The organism is Streptomyces sp. NPDC006739 (assembly GCF_042869815.1).
GTDB lineage: Bacteria > Actinomycetota > Actinomycetes > Streptomycetales > Streptomycetaceae > Streptomyces.
Genome location: NZ_JBIAGM010000009.1, coordinates 1 through 15,684, shown reverse-complemented (window position 1 = coordinate 15,684; position 15,684 = coordinate 1). Strand labels below are relative to the sequence as shown.

Here is a 15,684-nt window from a genome sequence, read left to right as displayed (position 1 = left end):
GCGGGACAAGCTAGGTGTCATGACCGAGAGCTTCCGCCGCAGCGGCGAGTACGAGAACCCCCAGGGCGACGCCTTCCAGGGCGGCGCGTACCCCCAGCAGCACGCCTCCGCTCCCGTGAACCCGGTGAGCCCCGAGTGGCCGCCCCCGCCGTCGTTCCAGCCCGAGCAGCCCGCGCAGACCGCGCAGCCGGCCGGCGGACACGGCGGACACGCCGGTGGCAAGAAGCGCCCCCGGGGACCGATGGCCCTGCTGGCGGCGGTGGCGATGGTCGCGGCTGCGGTGGGCGGCGGCACGGCGTACGCGTTCCAGGAGCTGGCCGGCAAGGACTCCGTCGCCACCTCCTCCACCACCACGAACGTGGTGCCCTCCAGCAAGAAGGGCGATGTCGCAGCGATCGCCGCGGCGGTCAGCCCGAGCGTGGTCGAGATCAACGCGACCCTGGACAACGGCTCGTCCACCGGCTCCGGCGTGATCATCACCAGCAACGGCGAGATCATCACCAACAACCACGTCATCGCGGGCGCCACCTCGGTCAAGGTGCGCACCAGCGACGGCAGGTCCTACACGGCGCGGGTCGTCGGCACCGACAGCTCCAAGGACCTCGCCCTCATCAAGCTGCAGAACGCCTCCGGCCTGAAGGCGGCGGCCCTCGGCAACTCCTCCGGCGTCCAGGTCGGCGACACGGTCGTGGCGATCGGCTCCCCCGAGGGCCTGGCCGGGACCGTCACCAGCGGCATCGTCTCCGCCCTCAACCGTGACGTGACCGTCTCCACGGACGAGAGCCAGAGCCAGGGCCAGGGCCAGGGCGGCGGCGACCAGTGGCCGTTCCAGTTCGGCGGCCGCCAGTTCAACGGCGACACCGGCTCCTCCACGACGACGTACAAGGCGATCCAGACCGACGCGTCGCTGAACCCCGGCAACTCCGGCGGAGCCCTGATCGACGCGGGCGGCAACATCATCGGCATCAACTCCGCGATGTACTCGTCGAGTCAGCAGGCCTCCTCGTCCTCGGACGCGGGCAGCATCGGACTCGGCTTCGCGATCCCCGTCAACACCGTCAAGTCCGACCTGGCCAAGCTGCGGTCGGGCGCCACCGGCTGAAAGCCTCCTAGCGAGGGAGTACGTCATGATCCAGCAGGCCGTCCGACAGGCCGTCGAGATCCGACCGGTCATCCAGCAGGTCCGGCACCCGGTGGCCGACACCGGCCCGGCCCGCGTCGCCCTGGCCCTCCAGGTGGCGTACGACCTCCACGCCCCCGTACCGCCGCCGCGCGCGCCGGAGGTCACGGCGCCCGAGATGATGGGCCTGAGAGTGGCGGCCGGTGCCCGTCCGCACCGCCACAAGGTGCCGCTGAAGCGACTCAACCCGGCCCTGGGCTGACCCCGGCCCCGGGCGGCCCCCGGCCCGGCCGTGCTCCCCGGCGGCCCGGAGTCGTGCGAGGCTGAGCATCCCACCCACCACCCACCGCACCCCGAGGAAACCGCGAGCGATGAGCCCCGCCGAAGGCGACCGTGACACCCAGCGCATCCTGATCGTCGACGACGAGCCGGCGGTGCGCGAGGCACTCCAGCGCAGCCTCGCCTTCGAGGGGTACGACACCGAGGTGGCGGTCGACGGCGTGGACGCCCTGGAGAAGGCGACCGCCTACCGGCCCGACCTGGTCGTCCTGGACATCCAGATGCCGCGTATGGACGGCCTCACCGCCGCCCGCCGGATCCGCGGCGCCGGCGAGACGACCCCCATCCTCATGCTCACGGCCCGCGACACGGTCGGCGACCGGGTGACGGGGCTGGACGCCGGTGCCGACGACTACCTGGTCAAGCCGTTCGAGCTGGACGAACTCTTCGCCCGCGTCCGGGCCCTGCTGCGGCGCAGCTCGTACGCCGCCGCCAGGGCCGCCGGTGCCGTCCAGGACGACGAGGCGCTGACCTTCGCCGACCTGCGCATGGACCTGGCGACCCGGGAGGTGACGCGGGGCAGCCGGCAGGTAGAGCTGACCCGCACGGAGTTCACGCTGCTGGAGATGTTCCTGGCCCACCCGCGCCAGGTGCTCACCCGGGAGCAGATCCTGAAGGCGGTGTGGGGCTTCGACTTCGAGCCCTCGTCGAACTCGCTGGACGTGTACGTCATGTACCTGCGCCGCAAGACCGAGGCGGGCGGCGAGCCGCGCCTGGTCCACACGGTGCGCGGGGTGGGGTACGTGCTGCGGCAGGGCGGCGCGGAATGAACCGGGTCGTCCGCCGGTTCCGCGCCCTGCCGATCCGGGCGAGACTGTCCATGCTGGTCGCGGCGGCGGTGGCGTTCGCGGTGGCGGCGGTGTCGGTCACCTGCTGGTTCATCGTGCAGGGGAAACTGTACGAGCAGCTGGACAGCGAGCTGAAGCAGTCGGCGGGCAAGCCGGTGGGGCTGAACCAGGCGGCCGCCCTGCTGGCCGCCTGCCCGCAGGAGCCGGCGCCCGCGAACGACTCGGACTTCGGCGGGTTCCGGGGACGGGACTCGTACTACACCCAGCTCGTCAAGGCCGACGGCACGGTCTGCGTCTCGTCGACGTCGGCCGGCGCGGTGAAGTCGACCCCGGACGACACCACCGTCGTGAAGAACGCGGCGAGCGGCGAGGGCATCTACCGCAACGGCACGGACTCCGGCGGGCACGACGTCCGTGTCCTCACCGTCCCCCTCATGGTCAACGAGGGCATCGGTTCCATGCGCCGGCTCTACCCCGGCGCCGCCCTCACCACCGCCGTCCCCCTCAGGAGCACCCAGAAGACCCTCAACGACCTTGCCCTCGTCCTGCTGCTCGTCTCGGGCGTCGGAGTCCTCGGCGCGGGTGCGGCCGGCCTGGCGATCGCCCGGGCCGGTCTGCGCCCGGTCGACGAGCTGACCGAGGTCGTCGAGCACGTGGCCCGCACCGAGGACCTGGCGGTCACCATCCCGGTGGACGAGGACCGCGAGGACGAGGTCGCCCGGCTGTCCCGGTCCTTCAACTCGATGACCGCCGCCCTGGCCAGCTCGCGCGAACTGCAGCAGCAGCTCATCGCCGACGCCGGCCACGAACTGCGCACACCGCTGACGTCGTTGCGGACGAACATCGAACTCCTCACCCGCAGCGAGGAGACCGGCCGCCCCCTCCCCCCGGCCGACCGCAAGGCCCTGCTCGCCTCGGTGAAGGCGCAGATGACGGAACTGGCGTCGCTGATCGGCGACCTGCAGGAACTGTCCCGCGCGGAGAGCCAGCGGGGCGAGCGCGTCCAGGTGGTGCCGCTCCAGGACATCGTCGAGGCCGCCCTGCGCCGGGCCCGGCTGCGCGGCCCGGAGCTGACGATCACCGCGGACCTCGAACCCTGGTACGTCCGGGCGGAGCCCACGGCCCTGGAGCGGGCGATCGTCAACGTCCTCGACAACGCGGTGAAGTTCAGCCCCGAGGGCGGCACGGTCGACGTCCTCCTCGACCACGGCGTCCTGACCGTACGCGACCACGGCCCCGGCATCCCCGCCGACGAACTCCCGCACGTCTTCGACCGCTTCTGGCGCTCCCCCAGCGCCCGCGCGCTGCCCGGCTCGGGCCTCGGCCTGTCGATCGTGGCGCGTACGGTCCGGCAGGCGGGCGGCGAGGTGACCCTGGCGCGCGCCGAGGGCGGCGGCACGGTGGCGACGGTACGGCTGCCGGGGGCGCCCACGGCTCCGCCGGAGCTGCCGTGACAGCGGGCGACAGGACGCCGACCCCCTCCTGACCCCCACGGCGGCGAGTCGTACCCTCTCTCCAGCCGCGCACCCCTTCGGTGCGCGCGGGGAGGGGCTTCGATGGACGACGGCGCGGGTGCGGGCGGGCTGTTGCGGGAGTACCGCAGGGAACGGGGATGGCCCAGGCGGTCCGTGGTGCTGATGGTGGTCATCGTGGGCAACGCCGTGCTGCAGACGGTCCGTACCCACGACGACATGCCTTTCTGGTGGGCGCCCGTGGTCGTGGGCTCCGTCCTGGTGGTCGGCGTCCGGCGCGGCCTGTACGAGTGGCGGGCGCGCACCTGGGTGACCACCGGGGGGATCAGCCGGCGCGGGGCGGTACGGTCGCGCGCCTGGGCCTGGTCCGACATCTACGACGTCCGGGTCGAGGAGAACCCCGTCAGCGACCCGTTCAACGGCGCTCCCCGCCGGCCCGCCTTCCTGTACGACCGCGAAGGCCGCCGCTTCCTGCTCCCGCACCTCGACGAGTGGCAGCTGCCCGACCCCTGCGCCGAGGTCGCCGCCCTGCGCGGGGCCGCCCGGCAGCACGGCATGGCCGCTGAGCGGCGGCCCGAGGTCGAGGAGCGGATCCTGCGCCGGGCGGGGCGGCGCAAGGGCTGGCAGTGGGCGGGCGTCGGGGCGGCCCTGGTCCTGGGCGCCATGATCGTGGCCACGGTCGCGGAGGCGGCCCTCGGGGCACCGGCGCACCTGTTCCTGCTGCTCCTGGTGGTGCCGCTGGCCGCCTTCGGTGTGCTGGGCGCCCTGCTGAGCCGGTACTGGGCCGCCCGCGCGCTGCGGCTGCCGCCCCGGTGACGGCTCCGCCGCGTACGCCACTTCGCCGGAAGGCCGCCGTACCCTCTTACGCATGACCAGCGACGACACGGTGAGGCCCTTCCCGTCCCGCTCCATCGAGACCTACTCCGAACTCGCCCCGGACCAGGCCGAGGCCGTGCTGGGGCTGCTCGCCGAGGCCGCCCAGGTCGACGGGCAGCAACCGGTGTCCGAGCAGGGGCGCCTGCAGCTGCGCGGGGGCCCCCGCGCCGGCGTCTCGCATCTGCTGCTGACCCTCGGCGGCGAACTCGTCGGCTACGCGCAGCTGGAGGACACCGACCCGGTGGAGGCACCGGCCGCCGAACTGGTCGTCCACCCGGCGCACCGCGGTCACGGGCACGGCCGGGCGCTGGGCGCGGCGCTGCTGGGCGCCTCCGGCAAGCGGCTGCGGGTGTGGGCGCACGGCGGCCACTCCGCCGCCCGGCATCTCGCCCAGGTCCTTGGCCTGACCCTGTTCCGGGAACTGCGCCAGATGCGACGGTCGTTGGGGGACCTGGAGCTGCCCGACCCGAAGCTGCCGCAGGACGTGAGCGTCCGCACCTTCGTGCCCGGCAAGGACGACTCGGCCTGGCTCGCGGTGAACGCCGCCGCGTTCGCCCACCATCCCGAGCAGGGCTCGCTGACCCAGCGCGACCTCGACGACCGCAAGGCCGAACCGTGGTTCGACCCGGCCGGCTTCTTCCTCGCCGAGCGGGACGGCGAACTGGTCGGGTTCCACTGGACCAAGGTGCACGCGGCCGAGGAGCGCGGTGAGGTGTACGTCCTCGGGGTCGCGCCCGGTGTCCAGGGCGGCGGCCTCGGCAAGGCGCTGACCACGATCGGGCTGCGTCATCTGGCGGGCCTCGGGCTGCCGACGGCGATGCTGTACGTCGACGCGGACAACAAGGCGGCGGTGACGGTGTACGAGCGGCTGGGCTTCGAGACCCATGAGACGGACCTGATGTACCGCACGGAAACGTGACTCAGGAGCGCACAAGGGGCGGTCGTCTTGACGGCCGCCCCTCTTTTGCAGCACCCTTTCACTACTCAATTAGTGAAAGGGTGGTTGTAGTCGTGGTCGAGTACCGCATCGACCGGCACAACGGGGTCGCCACCTACGTCCAGATCGTGCAGCAGACCAAACAGGCCCTCCGCCTGGGCCTGCTGCGTCCCGGTGACAAGCTTCCGACGGCCCGCGAGGTCGTCGAGATCACCGCCATCAACCCCAACACCGTCCTCAAGGCCTACCGCGAACTCGAACGCGAGGGGCTGGTCGAGGCCCGGCGCGGCCTCGGCACGTTCGTGCGCCGGACGCTGGGCTCCGCCGCCGCCGACTCCCCCATGCGGGCGGAGCTGGAGGCGTGGGCGCAGCGGGCCCGCAGCGCGGGGATGGACCGGGACGACGTGGCCGCCCTCTTCACCGCCGTACTCGAACAGCACTTCGCCGACCGCGTCCCGGACGAGGCCGCCGGGCGCTTCGGGCAGCAACTCCAGGGAGACCAGTGATGACCGACACCGCAGCGGCCATGGAGACGGCCGCGCTCGGCAAGCGCTTCGGGCGCCGGGGAGGCTGGGCGCTGCGCGACTGCGCCTTCCGGCTGCCCGCAGGACGCGTCTGCGCCGTCGTCGGACCCAACGGCGCCGGCAAGTCCACGCTGATGGCCCTCGCCGCGGGCCTGCTCGCACCCACCGAGGGCACGATCACCGTCCTCGGCACCTCCCCGGCCGCGGCCCGCGCCCGCGTCGGCTTCGTCGCCCAGAACAAGCCGCTGTACCCGCAGCTGACGGTCGCCGAGACGCTGCGCATGGGCGCCGACCTGAACCCGGAGCGCTGGGACGCGGACGAGGCCGAGCGGATCGTCGCCGGCGGCGAGCTGGACCCGAAGTCCAGGATCCGGACGCTCTCCGGCGGCCAGCGCACCCGCGTCGCGCTCGCCCTGGCCCTCGGCAAACGGCCCGAACTGCTGTTCCTCGACGAACCGATGGCCGACCTCGACCCGCTGGCCCGGCACGAACTGATGGGCGTCCTGATGGGCCAGGCCGCCCGGCACGGCACGACGATCGCGATGTCCTCGCACGTGGTGGCCGAACTGGAGGACTCCTGCGACCACCTGCTGCTGGTCGGCGACGGCCGGATCCGGCTGGCCGGCGAGATCGACGACCTGCTGGCCGCGCACAGCCGCGTGGTGACCGCCGCCGACTCCGCGGACCTCACCGCCCACACCGTCATCGACTCCCGCGTCACCGGCCGCCAGCTCACCGCGCTCATCCGGCCGACGGCACCGGTGCCCGCCGAGTGGCGCGCCACCACCCCGACGCTGGAGGAGCTGGTCCTGTCCTACCTGCGCAATCCCCAGGCCGCCGCCCTCACGCAGACCGACCGTCGGGAGACGACCGTATGACCACCGTGCACACCCCCGCGCCGTCCGCCGCCCCCTCGTTCGCGGCCCCCGCCGCGCCCCGCCTGGTGCGCTGGCTGCTGCGGCTGCACCGCCCCGCGCTGATCGTGTGGGCCGTGCTGGTCGTCGTCGGCGCCGCCGTGCTGCTGTGGTTGCGCGGTCCGCTCACCGATGCCGCCGCGACCGCCTGGCAGCAGTACGACCGGTGCACGGGCGCGGGACCCTGCGGGTACGACCAGGCCGCGATCATCCGCTACAAGGACGTCTACAGCTGGAGCACCTCCGCGCTCTTCGCCCTGCCCTTCGTGGTCGCCGCGTGGGCCGGCGCCTCGCTGATCGGACGCGAGCTGGAGAGCGGCACCGCACAGCTGGCCTGGACCCAGGGCGCCTCCCCGGCCCGCTGGCTCGCCGCCAAGCTCGCCGTGCCGGCCGCGCTGATCACCGCCGGCACCGGACTGCTCGTCGTCCTGCACCGGCTGGCCTGGTCGGCGGCCGAGGGCCGGATCGACACGGCCAAGAGCTGGTACGACACCTGGACCTACGCGACGAACGGCCCCGTCCTGGTCGCCCTCGCCCTGGCCGGCCTCGCCGTCGGCGCCCTCGCGGGCCTCCTCCAGCGCCTCGCCCTGCCCGCGCTCGCCGCCTCGTTCGTCGTCACCGGCGCACTGTGGGACGCCCTGGCCTGGGTGCTGCCGTACCTGTGGCCGCCGGTCACCCGCACCAGCAGCCTCACGGCGGGCCCGGCCGGCTCCGGCATCGACGTCGATCACGGCCTGGTCACCGCCGGCGGCGCGCACACGGCCGTACCCGACTGCGGCACCGACATCGGCGGCTACCAGGGCTGCCCGGCCGCCTACGACAAGCTCCACGCCGTCGGCTTCTACCACCGCTTCCACCCCGAGTCCCACTTCTGGCCCCTGCAACTCGTGGAGGCCGGCCTGCTCCTCGCGGTCGCCGCGCTGCTGGTCCTGGCCACGTTCCGCCTGCTCAGGCACCGCACCGCCGCCGTCGGCCGACTCGGCCGGCGACCCGCCGCATGACCCTCCACCGGTGAGACCGCCGGCCGGCACCGCACCCGCCGGCCGGCGCTCCCGCGTCGGCGGGCCGGACACCGCGTACGCGGACGCACACGGAGGTGCGGGAGCCGCCCTCCGATAGCCCGCACGCCATGTCGCCGTAACCACCGGTTCAGACAAACTTGCGACGCTCAGCCAATGAAGCCCGCCGTGCCAGAGCCTTCGCCGCCCCCCGAGGCGTCCGCGGGGAACGGGGCCGTGACGCTCCCACCCGCACGTTCCGACGCGCCCGTTTCGCCCCTGGCGCGGAAGAATGGGTTCATGAGTCAGCCAGACACCGAGGCCCAGGTCCTGCACGCACAGCCCTCCGTGGGTTCCATAGCCGCACACCGCCCGCACACCGTGGCCGCCGTGGTCTCCGACCTGGAGCCCGACATCGATGCCGACCTCGACGCGTACGAGGAGTCGCCGTACGACGGGCCCCAGCTGCCGCAGGGCCGCTTCCTGGACCGGGAGCGCAGCTGGCTCGCCTTCAACGAGCGGGTCCTGGAGCTGGCCGAGGACCCGAACACCCCGCTCCTCGAACGGGCCAACTTCCTGGCGATCTTCGCCAGCAACCTCGACGAGTTCTTCATGGTCCGGGTGGCCGGCCTGAAGCGCCGTATCGCCACCGGTGTCGCCACCCGCTCCGCCTCCGGCCTGCAGCCGCGCGAGGTGCTGGAGATGATCTGGGCCCGCTCCCGCGAGCTGATGGCCCGGCACGCCGCCTGCTACCACGAGGACGTCGCCCCCGCGCTGGCGGAGGAGGGCATCCACCTGGTCCGCTGGAACGAGCTGACCGAGAAGGAGCAGGCACGTCTCTTCACGCTCTTCCGGCACCAGATCTTCCCGGTCCTGACCCCGCTGGCCGTGGACCCCGCGCACCCCTTCCCGTACATCTCCGGCCTCTCCCTGAACCTGGCCGTCGTCGTACGCAACCCGGTCAGCGGCCACCGGCACTTCGCCCGCGTGAAGGTGCCCCCGCTGCTGTCCCGCTTCCTCGAGGCCACGCCCGGCCGGTACGTCCCGCTGGAGGACGTCATCGCCGCGCACCTGGAGGAGCTGTTCCCGGGCATGGAGGTGCTGGAGCACCACGCCTTCCGGCTCACCCGCAATGAGGACCTGGAGGTCGAGGAGGACGACGCCGAGAACCTGCTCCAGGCACTGGAGAAGGAACTCATGCGCCGCCGCTTCGGGCCGCCGGTGCGCCTGGAGGTGGAGGAGTCCATCGACCGCGAGGTGCTGGACCTCCTGGTGCGCGAGCTGAAGATCAGCGAGGCGGAGGTGTACCCGCTGCCCGGCCCGCTGGACCTGACCGGCCTGTTCCGGATCCACAGCATCGACCGCCCGGAGCTGAAGTACCCGAAGTTCGTGGCCGGCACCCACCGTGACCTGGCCGAGGTGGAGTCGGCGTCCGCCCCCGACATCTTCGCCGCGCTGCGCAGCCGTGACGTGCTGCTGCACCACCCCTACGACTCCTTCTCCACCTCCGTGCAGGCCTTCCTGGAGCAGGCGGCGGGCGACCCGGACGTCCTCGCGATCAAGCAGACCCTGTACCGGACCTCGGGCGACTCCCCGATAGTCGACGCGCTCATCGACGCGGCCGAGTCCGGCAAGCAGGTCCTCGTCCTGGTCGAGATCAAGGCCCGCTTCGACGAGCACGCCAACATCAAGTGGGCCCGCAAGCTGGAGGAGGCCGGCTGCCACGTCGTCTACGGCCTGGTCGGCCTGAAGACGCACTGCAAGCTGTCCCTCGTCGTCCGCCAGGAGGGCGAGACGCTACGGCGCTACAGCCACGTCGGCACCGGGAACTACCACCCGAAGACGGCCCGGCTCTACGAGGACCTCGGCCTGCTCACCGCCGACCCCCAGGTCGGCGCGGACCTGTCCGACCTGTTCAACCGCCTGTCCGGCTACTCCCGCCGGGAGACCTACCGCCGGCTGCTGGTGGCCCCCAAGTCCCTGCGCGACGGACTGGTCTCGCGGATCGACAAGGAGGTCCAGCACCACCGCGCCGGACGTCCCGCGTTCGTCCGCATCAAGGTCAACTCGATGGTGGACGAGGCCGTCATCGACGCCTGCTACCGGGCCTCCCAGGCGGGCGTGCAGGTGGACGTGTGGGTGCGCGGCATCTGCGCGGTGCGCCCCGGGGTGCCGGGCCTGTCGGAGAACATCAAGGTCCGCTCGATCCTCGGCCGCTTCCTGGAGCACTCCCGGGTGTTCGCCTTCGGCAACGGCGGCGAGCCCGAGGTGTGGATCGGCAGCGCCGACATGATGCACCGCAACCTCGACCGCCGGATCGAGGCCCTGGTCCGGGTCATCGACCCCGGGCACCGGGCGGCCCTGAACCGACTGCTCGACACCGGTATGTCCGACGCCACCGCGTCCTGGCACCTCGGCCCGGACGGCGAGTGGATCCGGCACGCGACCGACGCGGACGGACAGCCCCTGCGCAACGTCCAGGAGATGCTCATAGACGCCCGGAGGCGCCGGCGTGGCACAGCAACACCTTGACCCGACGGACCACCCCACGGCCGGGGTGACGACGGGGGAGGCCCTCGGCGGCTATCTGCGCGCCCAGGCCACGGAGTTCCTCCGCGCGCTGCGGCTGCACCGGGAGTCCGGCGGCAGCGGCGGGGGCGCCCCCGCGCGGGCGTACCCGGGCGCGGGAGAGGGCGGCGCGGAGGAGTCCGGCGGCGCGGCCCGCGCCCTGCGCCGCTCGGCCCGCCGCATCAGCGGCAGCCTGCACACCTTCCGCCCGCTGCTGGACACCGCCTGGTCGGAGGAGATCCGCCCGGAACTGGCCTGGCTGTCGGGCACCTTGGGCCTGGAGCACGCCTACGAGGCCCGGCTGGAGCGGCTGTTGCTGGCGCTGCACCGGTTGTCGGGGTCCACGGCGGTGCCCGCCCAGGCGGTGGGCGCGGCCGTGGGCGGCGGCCCCGCCCCCGGTGCCGCACCGGAGCGCGGCAACCTCACCGTGGGTGCGGCCAAGGCCGGCGCCCTGCTCGACCGCCAGCTCACCCTCGCCCGCACCCGGGCCCACTCCACCGCCCTGCAGGCCCTCGGCTCGTCCCGCTTCCACGCCGTCGCGGACAAGATCGCCTTACTGGCCAGTGAGGTTCCTCTCACCCCCGCCGCCCCCACCACCGACCTGCGGCCGCTGGCCGGCGCGGCCGGGGAACGCCTCACCGACGCCGTCGCCGCCCTCCCCCTGGTCACCGCCGGCCACCCCTACAACGCGGAGGCCCTGGTCCACGGCCTGTCCCCGGACCCGTCCCCGCACCCGCAGGACACCCCCTGGCACCAGGTCCGCCTCCTGCTGCGCCTGCACCGCTACGCCCGCGAGGTCCTGCACGGCCCGGAGAGCCCCGTGGACGTGCGCCTCCTGGCGGCGGGCCAGGCCCTCGACCGGCACCGCGACGCCTCGGAGGCGGCGGGCGCGGCCGCGCAGGCGGCCCGCACCCCGCGCATCGCCCCGGCGACGGCGTACGCCCTCGGTGTGCTCCACGCCGACCAGCGGCACGAGGTCGAGGCGGCCCGGTTCGCCTTCCAGCAGTCCTGGCAGAAGCAGACGGTCGGCGCACCCTGACCCCTTCCGAGGAGGCCGCGTGAACGACACCACGGTCCAGGCGGCGGGCTGCGTCCTGTGGCGCCGCTCGCCGGTCACCGGCGACCTGGAGATCTGTCTGGTCCACCGCCCCAAATACGACGACTGGTCCCACCCGAAGGGCAAGCTCAAGCCCGGCGAGGACGCGTTGGGCGGGGCGCTGCGGGAGGTGGCGGAGGAGACCGGCCACACCGCCGTGCCCGGCGTCGAACTGCCCACGCTGCGCTATCCGGCGGGCGGCCGCCCCAAGCAGGTGCGTTACTGGGCGGCCGAGGCCGTGTCGGGTCGCTTCGCGCCGAACGCCGAGGTGGACCGGATCCTTTGGCTCCCCCCGGCCGAGGCCCGCGTCCGGCTGACCCAGCCCCGCGACCGGGATCTGGTGGACGCCCTGGTGCGGCCGCGCGAACACCGGTAGCAGGGCCGCGAACAGCCGTGCCGGTCCCGGACCCCCGCGGCCGCCTACGGCGCCGCGGAGTGCCCCTCCGCGTCCGTTCTCGCCTGGCTGCGCGCCCGTCTGGCCGGACCGCGCCAGCCGCAGGAGCAGCGGGCCACGCAGAAGCGGCCCTGTTCGCTCGTCGTCGTGAGGTGTTCCTGCCCGTGCCGGGCCCGGTCGGGGCCGTCCTGCTGCGCCACGCCGACAACGTTACCCACCCGAAGTAAAGGGCTCGTCTGTGCCCGCCCAGGCGCCGGGAGCGCGTGACGGTGCCCCTTACCCGTCGTTAACCGGGAAGACAGGGGGCCCGTGACGGACGTACCGGCTGGGGGTAGGCGATGGATCGGCGGCAGCACAGGCGGGTGGGCGGGACGGTCTTCGCGGTGGGGGTCTTGGCGGGTCTCGGGATGTGCTGCACGGGATGTGCGGGCAGCGGGGCCGCCGCCGAGGACGGGAACGGCGCGGGCGATCCGGTCACCGCCCTGCACCGCGCCGCCGACACACTGCGCGCGACCGGCAGTTCGAAGGCCACCACGTCGATGGAGATGGCCACCGGCGGCACCCGCGTCACCATCCGCGGCCAGGGCGTGTACGACTACCGCAAGCGGCTCGGACAGCTGACCGTCGTCCTGCCGCAGGATCCGGCGGGCGCCTCCGAGCACCGCCCGATCACCGAACTCCTCGCCCCGGGCGCCCTGTTCATGAAGAACCGCGGCGCCGGGGTGCCCTCCGACAAATGGGTGCGCGTGGAGAGCGCCGGCCTGTCCGACGGCAACCTGGTCACCGGCGGCGCGACCGACCCGTACACCGCCGCCGAACTGCTGCGCGGAACGCGCGCCGCGAGCTACGTCGGGCGGACCGAGGTCGGCGGGATCGCGGTGCGGCACTACCGGGGCACGGCGGATCTGAACAGCGCGGCCAGGGCCGCCTCGGCGGGCGACCGGGCCGCGCTGGCGGCGGCGGCGAAAGGGTTCGCCACGGCCGAGGTTCCGTTCGACGCCTACCTCGACGACCAGGGGCGCATCCGCAAGCTGCGGCAGCGGTTCTCCTTCGTCAACGGCCTGCAGAAGGCCGCCGTGGCGGTCGCCTCGACGACGCTGCTGTACGACTTCGGCGCCCCCGTCGACGTACGACTGCCGCTCGGGAAGGACATCTACGCGGGCCGGATCGCCGAAAACAACTAGCCCTTCCGTGCCATGCGCGGTGTGTAGAGCGCTGCCTACTCTAGGAAGTAACGGCAGAGAAGAGGTGATGCGCGTGGCTCGGGTCGGCGGTACGGCGGTTCAGGACCACGTGGCCCTCGCCGAGATCGAGCTGTGCGGAGAGCTGATCATCGCGGCCTCGGCCGCCGAGGACCGGCTCAGCCTGGAGAGCATCGACGAGGTGCTGCGGGTGGCCGAGGAGCGCGGCCCCGGCGACTGAATCCGGTCAGGTGCGCAGCAGGCGTCCGATCGCCCTCGTCGCCTCCTCCACCTTCGCGTCGACCTCCGCCCCGCCCTGGAGGGCCGCGTCCGCGACGCAGTGCCGCAGATGCTCCTCCAGCAGCTGCAGGGCGAAGGACTGCAGCGCCTTGGTGGAGGCGGAGACCTGGGTGAGTATGTCGATGCAGTACGTGTCCTCGTCGACCATGCGCTGCAGGCCCCTGATCTGGCCCTCGATCCGGCGCAGCCGCTTGAGGTGCTCGTCCTTCTGCTTGTGGTAGCCGTGCGTGGCGCCGGCCTCGGTCGTCGTCATCGCGGGCCTCCCTTTCGGAACGAGCTTGTGACATATACCCCTGGTGGGTATATGGTAGCCAACTTTGCCGGGTATACGGGCCTTGCCATGCCCCCGTGCTGATCACTGTCGTCGATGGGCGACACTGGGGGACGGCCCGATAGCCGTGGCCGGATGATGCGCCTAGCATCAGCCTGACCGAAACCGAAGCACCCCAAGGACCCCACGTGCGCTTTCGTCTGACCCCCAGGGAGACGAGCTTCTACGACATGTTCGCCGCCTCCGCGGACAACATCGTCACGGGCTCGAAGCTCCTGATGGAACTGCTCGGGGCGGACGCTTCCGCCCGGGCCGAGATCGCGGAGCGTATGCGGGCAGCGGAACACGCAGGTGACGACGCCACGCACGCGATCTTCCACCAGCTGAACTCCTCCTTCATCACGCCCTTCGACCGGGAGGACATCTACAGCCTCGCGTCGTCCCTCGACGACATCATGGACTTCATGGAGGAGGCCGTCGACCTGGTCGTCCTCTACAACGTCGAGGAACTGCCCAAGGGCGTCGAGCAGCAGATCGAGGTGCTCGCGCGGGCGGCGGAGCTGACCGCCGAGGCGATGCCGAACCTGCGCACCATGGACAACCTCACCGAGTACTGGATCGAGGTCAACCGGCTGGAGAACCAGGCCGACCAGATCCACCGCAAGCTGCTCGCCCACCTCTTCAACGGCAAGTACGACGCGATCGAGGTGCTGAAGCTCAAGCAGATCGTGGATGTGCTGGAGGAGGCGGCGGACGCGTTCGAGCACGTGGCGAACACGGTGGAGACCATCGCCGTCAAGGAGTCCTGAGGCGTCGATGGGCACCTTCGCTCTGATCGTGACCATCGCGGTCGCGCTCTTCTTCACGTACACGAACGGTTTTCACGACTCGGCGAACGCGATCGCCACGTCCGTGTCGACGCGGGCGCTCACGCCCCGGGCGGCGCTGGCGATGGCCGCAGTCATGAACATGGCCGGCGCCTTCCTCGGCAACGGGGTCGCCAAGACGGTCAGTGAGGGCCTGATCCAGACACCGGACGGCTCGAAGGGGATGGGGATCCTCTTCGCGGCGCTGATCGGCGCGATCGTCTGGAACCTGACCACCTGGTACTTCGGCCTGCCCTCGTCGTCCTCGCACGCCCTGTTCGGCGGTCTGGTGGGCGCGGCGCTGGCGGGCGGCATCACGGTGCTCTGGAACGGCGTACTCGACAAGATCGTCATCCCCATGTTCCTGTCGCCGGTGGTCGGTCTGATCGTCGGCTACGTGGTCATGACGCTGATCATGTGGATCTTCCGCCGGTCCAACCCGCACAAGGCCAAGCGGGGCTTCAGGATCGCCCAGACGGTGTCGGCGGCCGGCATGGCCCTGGGCCACGGTCTGCAGGACGCGCAGAAGACCATGGGTGTCGTGGTGATGGCCCTGGTCATCTCGGGCCACCAGACCTACAGCGACCCGATCCCGGCGTGGGTCAAGATCGTCTGCGCGCTGATGCTGTCCCTGGGGACGTACGCGGGCGGCTGGCGCATCATGCGCACCCTCGGCCGCAAGATCATCGAGCTGGACCCGCCGCAGGGCTTCGCGGCGGAGACCACCGGCGCGTCGATCATGTTCGTCACGGCGTACCTGTTCAAGGCGCCGATCTCCACGACCCATGTGATCACCTCGGCGATCATGGGCGTCGGCGCGACGAAGCGGGTGAACGCGGTGCGCTGGGGCGTGGCCAAGAACATCGTGCTGGGCTGGTTCATCACCATGCCGGCCGCGGCCCTGGTCGCCGCGCTGGCCTTCGGGGTCCTGAAGGTGACGGTGCTCTAGTGCTGGATTCCTCTTTCTCGGGGTATATATCCAGGTGGCGGGGTGTTTCGGGTGCTCGGGGGCGGGTGCGGGACGGTGGTGTTACGGGCAC

The 15,684-nt window shown here is 72.3% G+C and carries 18 protein-coding genes; 16 read left to right on the top strand and 2 right to left on the bottom strand.

Annotated elements, in window-relative coordinates; translation table 11 throughout:
* The first annotated feature begins 19 nt into the window (after positions 1–19).
* The 12 genes from ACFYMM_RS19170 to ACFYMM_RS19115 all read left to right on the top strand — a co-directional run bounded on the left by ACFYMM_RS19170 (position 20) and on the right by ACFYMM_RS19115 (position 12,008).
* Positions 20–1,102 (top strand): S1C family serine protease, encoded by a 1,083-nt coding sequence (locus tag ACFYMM_RS19170; protein WP_388387938.1) that lies wholly within the window; start codon positions 20–22, stop codon positions 1,100–1,102.
* Between the two features lie 25 nt (positions 1,103–1,127).
* Entirely contained in the window at positions 1,128–1,382 is a 255-nt protein-coding gene (locus tag ACFYMM_RS19165; protein ID WP_388387936.1) for a hypothetical protein, read from the top strand.
* 109 nt (positions 1,383–1,491) lie between these two features.
* Positions 1,492–2,229 carry a response regulator transcription factor gene (locus ACFYMM_RS19160; protein WP_388387933.1) on the top strand — a complete coding sequence of 246 codons (738 nt, stop codon included), beginning with the start codon at positions 1,492–1,494 and terminating at the stop codon, positions 2,227–2,229.
* Positions 2,226–3,701 (top strand): ATP-binding protein, encoded by a 1,476-nt coding sequence (locus tag ACFYMM_RS19155; RefSeq protein WP_388387930.1) that lies wholly within the window; start codon positions 2,226–2,228, stop codon positions 3,699–3,701. Before ACFYMM_RS19160 ends, ACFYMM_RS19155 begins: the two co-directional genes overlap by 4 nt.
* Positions 3,702–3,803: 102 nt before the next feature.
* Positions 3,804–4,535, top strand: a complete 732-nt coding sequence (locus tag ACFYMM_RS19150; protein ID WP_388387928.1) for a PH domain-containing protein — start codon at positions 3,804–3,806, stop codon at positions 4,533–4,535.
* A 52-nt stretch (positions 4,536–4,587) separates the two neighbouring features.
* Positions 4,588–5,514, top strand: a complete 927-nt coding sequence (gene mshD / locus ACFYMM_RS19145) for a mycothiol synthase (RefSeq protein WP_388387925.1) — start codon at positions 4,588–4,590, stop codon at positions 5,512–5,514.
* A 92-nt stretch (positions 5,515–5,606) separates the two neighbouring features.
* Positions 5,607–6,038 carry a GntR family transcriptional regulator gene (locus ACFYMM_RS19140; RefSeq protein WP_388388534.1) on the top strand — a complete coding sequence of 144 codons (432 nt, stop codon included), beginning with the start codon at positions 5,607–5,609 and terminating at the stop codon, positions 6,036–6,038.
* Positions 6,038–6,934: an ABC transporter ATP-binding protein gene (locus ACFYMM_RS19135; RefSeq protein ID WP_388387922.1), complete on the top strand. Its 897-nt coding sequence runs from the start codon at positions 6,038–6,040 to the stop codon at positions 6,932–6,934. Before ACFYMM_RS19140 ends, ACFYMM_RS19135 begins: the two co-directional genes overlap by 1 nt.
* Positions 6,931–7,971, top strand: coding sequence for an ABC transporter permease (locus ACFYMM_RS19130; RefSeq protein WP_388387919.1), 1,041 nt, complete (start codon positions 6,931–6,933; stop codon positions 7,969–7,971). The genes ACFYMM_RS19135 and ACFYMM_RS19130 overlap by 4 nt, the downstream gene beginning before the upstream one ends.
* 174 nt (positions 7,972–8,145) lie before the next feature.
* Complete coding sequence (locus tag ACFYMM_RS19125) at positions 8,146–10,500, top strand: RNA degradosome polyphosphate kinase (protein ID WP_388387916.1); 2,355 nt, start codon at positions 8,146–8,148, stop codon at positions 10,498–10,500.
* Entirely contained in the window at positions 10,481–11,575 is a 1,095-nt protein-coding gene (locus ACFYMM_RS19120; RefSeq protein ID WP_388387913.1) for a CHAD domain-containing protein, read from the top strand. The genes ACFYMM_RS19125 and ACFYMM_RS19120 overlap by 20 nt, the downstream gene beginning before the upstream one ends.
* Positions 11,576–11,594: 19 nt before the next feature.
* A complete protein-coding gene (locus ACFYMM_RS19115) occupies positions 11,595–12,008 on the top strand; it encodes an NUDIX hydrolase (protein WP_388387911.1) in 414 nt (137 codons plus the stop codon).
* A gap of 44 nt (positions 12,009–12,052) precedes the next feature.
* Here the strand turns inward: ACFYMM_RS19115 and ACFYMM_RS19110 are convergent, their stop codons facing one another.
* Positions 12,053–12,226, bottom strand: coding sequence for a hypothetical protein (locus ACFYMM_RS19110; protein ID WP_388387909.1), 174 nt, complete (start codon positions 12,224–12,226; stop codon positions 12,053–12,055).
* A 138-nt stretch (positions 12,227–12,364) separates the two neighbouring features.
* On the opposite strand from ACFYMM_RS19110, the gene ACFYMM_RS19105 reads away from it, so the two are divergent.
* Together ACFYMM_RS19105 and ACFYMM_RS19100 are read left to right on the top strand one after the other, a co-directional pair.
* Complete coding sequence (locus tag ACFYMM_RS19105; protein WP_388387907.1) at positions 12,365–13,210, top strand: hypothetical protein; 846 nt, start codon at positions 12,365–12,367, stop codon at positions 13,208–13,210.
* A gap of 67 nt (positions 13,211–13,277) precedes the next feature.
* Positions 13,278–13,448, top strand: coding sequence for a hypothetical protein (locus ACFYMM_RS19100; protein ID WP_388387905.1), 171 nt, complete (start codon positions 13,278–13,280; stop codon positions 13,446–13,448).
* Between the two features lie 6 nt (positions 13,449–13,454).
* On the opposite strand, the gene ACFYMM_RS19095 is transcribed toward ACFYMM_RS19100, so the two are convergent.
* On the bottom strand, positions 13,455–13,760 hold the full coding sequence (locus tag ACFYMM_RS19095; RefSeq protein WP_388387903.1) for a metal-sensitive transcriptional regulator: 306 nt from the start codon (positions 13,758–13,760) through the stop codon (positions 13,455–13,457).
* Between the two features lie 206 nt (positions 13,761–13,966).
* Here ACFYMM_RS19095 and ACFYMM_RS19090 point away from each other — a divergent pair, with 206 nt between their 5' ends.
* A complete protein-coding gene (locus ACFYMM_RS19090) occupies positions 13,967–14,587 on the top strand; it encodes a DUF47 domain-containing protein (protein ID WP_009326469.1) in 621 nt (206 codons plus the stop codon).
* 7 nt (positions 14,588–14,594) lie between these two features.
* Complete coding sequence (locus ACFYMM_RS19085) at positions 14,595–15,593, top strand: anion permease (RefSeq protein ID WP_388387900.1); 999 nt, start codon at positions 14,595–14,597, stop codon at positions 15,591–15,593.
* Positions 15,594–15,684: the final 91 nt, after the last annotated feature.

Coding starts and splice junctions, on each gene's coding strand:
- ACFYMM_RS19105 (WP_388387907.1), top strand. CDS start 12,365: ATGGATCGGCGGCAGCACAGGCGGGTGGGCGGGACGGTCTTCGCGGTG.
- ACFYMM_RS19135 (WP_388387922.1), top strand. CDS start 6,038: ATGACCGACACCGCAGCGGCCATGGAGACGGCCGCGCTCGGCAAGCGC.
- ACFYMM_RS19165 (WP_388387936.1), top strand. CDS start 1,128: ATGATCCAGCAGGCCGTCCGACAGGCCGTCGAGATCCGACCGGTCATC.
- ACFYMM_RS19100 (WP_388387905.1), top strand. CDS start 13,278: ATGCGCGTGGCTCGGGTCGGCGGTACGGCGGTTCAGGACCACGTGGCC.
- ACFYMM_RS19130 (WP_388387919.1), top strand. CDS start 6,931: ATGACCACCGTGCACACCCCCGCGCCGTCCGCCGCCCCCTCGTTCGCG.
- ACFYMM_RS19085 (WP_388387900.1), top strand. CDS start 14,595: ATGGGCACCTTCGCTCTGATCGTGACCATCGCGGTCGCGCTCTTCTTC.
- ACFYMM_RS19170 (WP_388387938.1), top strand. CDS start 20: ATGACCGAGAGCTTCCGCCGCAGCGGCGAGTACGAGAACCCCCAGGGC.
- ACFYMM_RS19095 (WP_388387903.1), bottom strand. CDS start 13,760: ATGACGACGACCGAGGCCGGCGCCACGCACGGCTACCACAAGCAGAAG.
- mshD (WP_388387925.1), top strand. CDS start 4,588: ATGACCAGCGACGACACGGTGAGGCCCTTCCCGTCCCGCTCCATCGAG.
- ACFYMM_RS19125 (WP_388387916.1), top strand. CDS start 8,146: ATGAAGCCCGCCGTGCCAGAGCCTTCGCCGCCCCCCGAGGCGTCCGCG.
- ACFYMM_RS19160 (WP_388387933.1), top strand. CDS start 1,492: ATGAGCCCCGCCGAAGGCGACCGTGACACCCAGCGCATCCTGATCGTC.
- ACFYMM_RS19150 (WP_388387928.1), top strand. CDS start 3,804: ATGGACGACGGCGCGGGTGCGGGCGGGCTGTTGCGGGAGTACCGCAGG.
- ACFYMM_RS19155 (WP_388387930.1), top strand. CDS start 2,226: ATGAACCGGGTCGTCCGCCGGTTCCGCGCCCTGCCGATCCGGGCGAGA.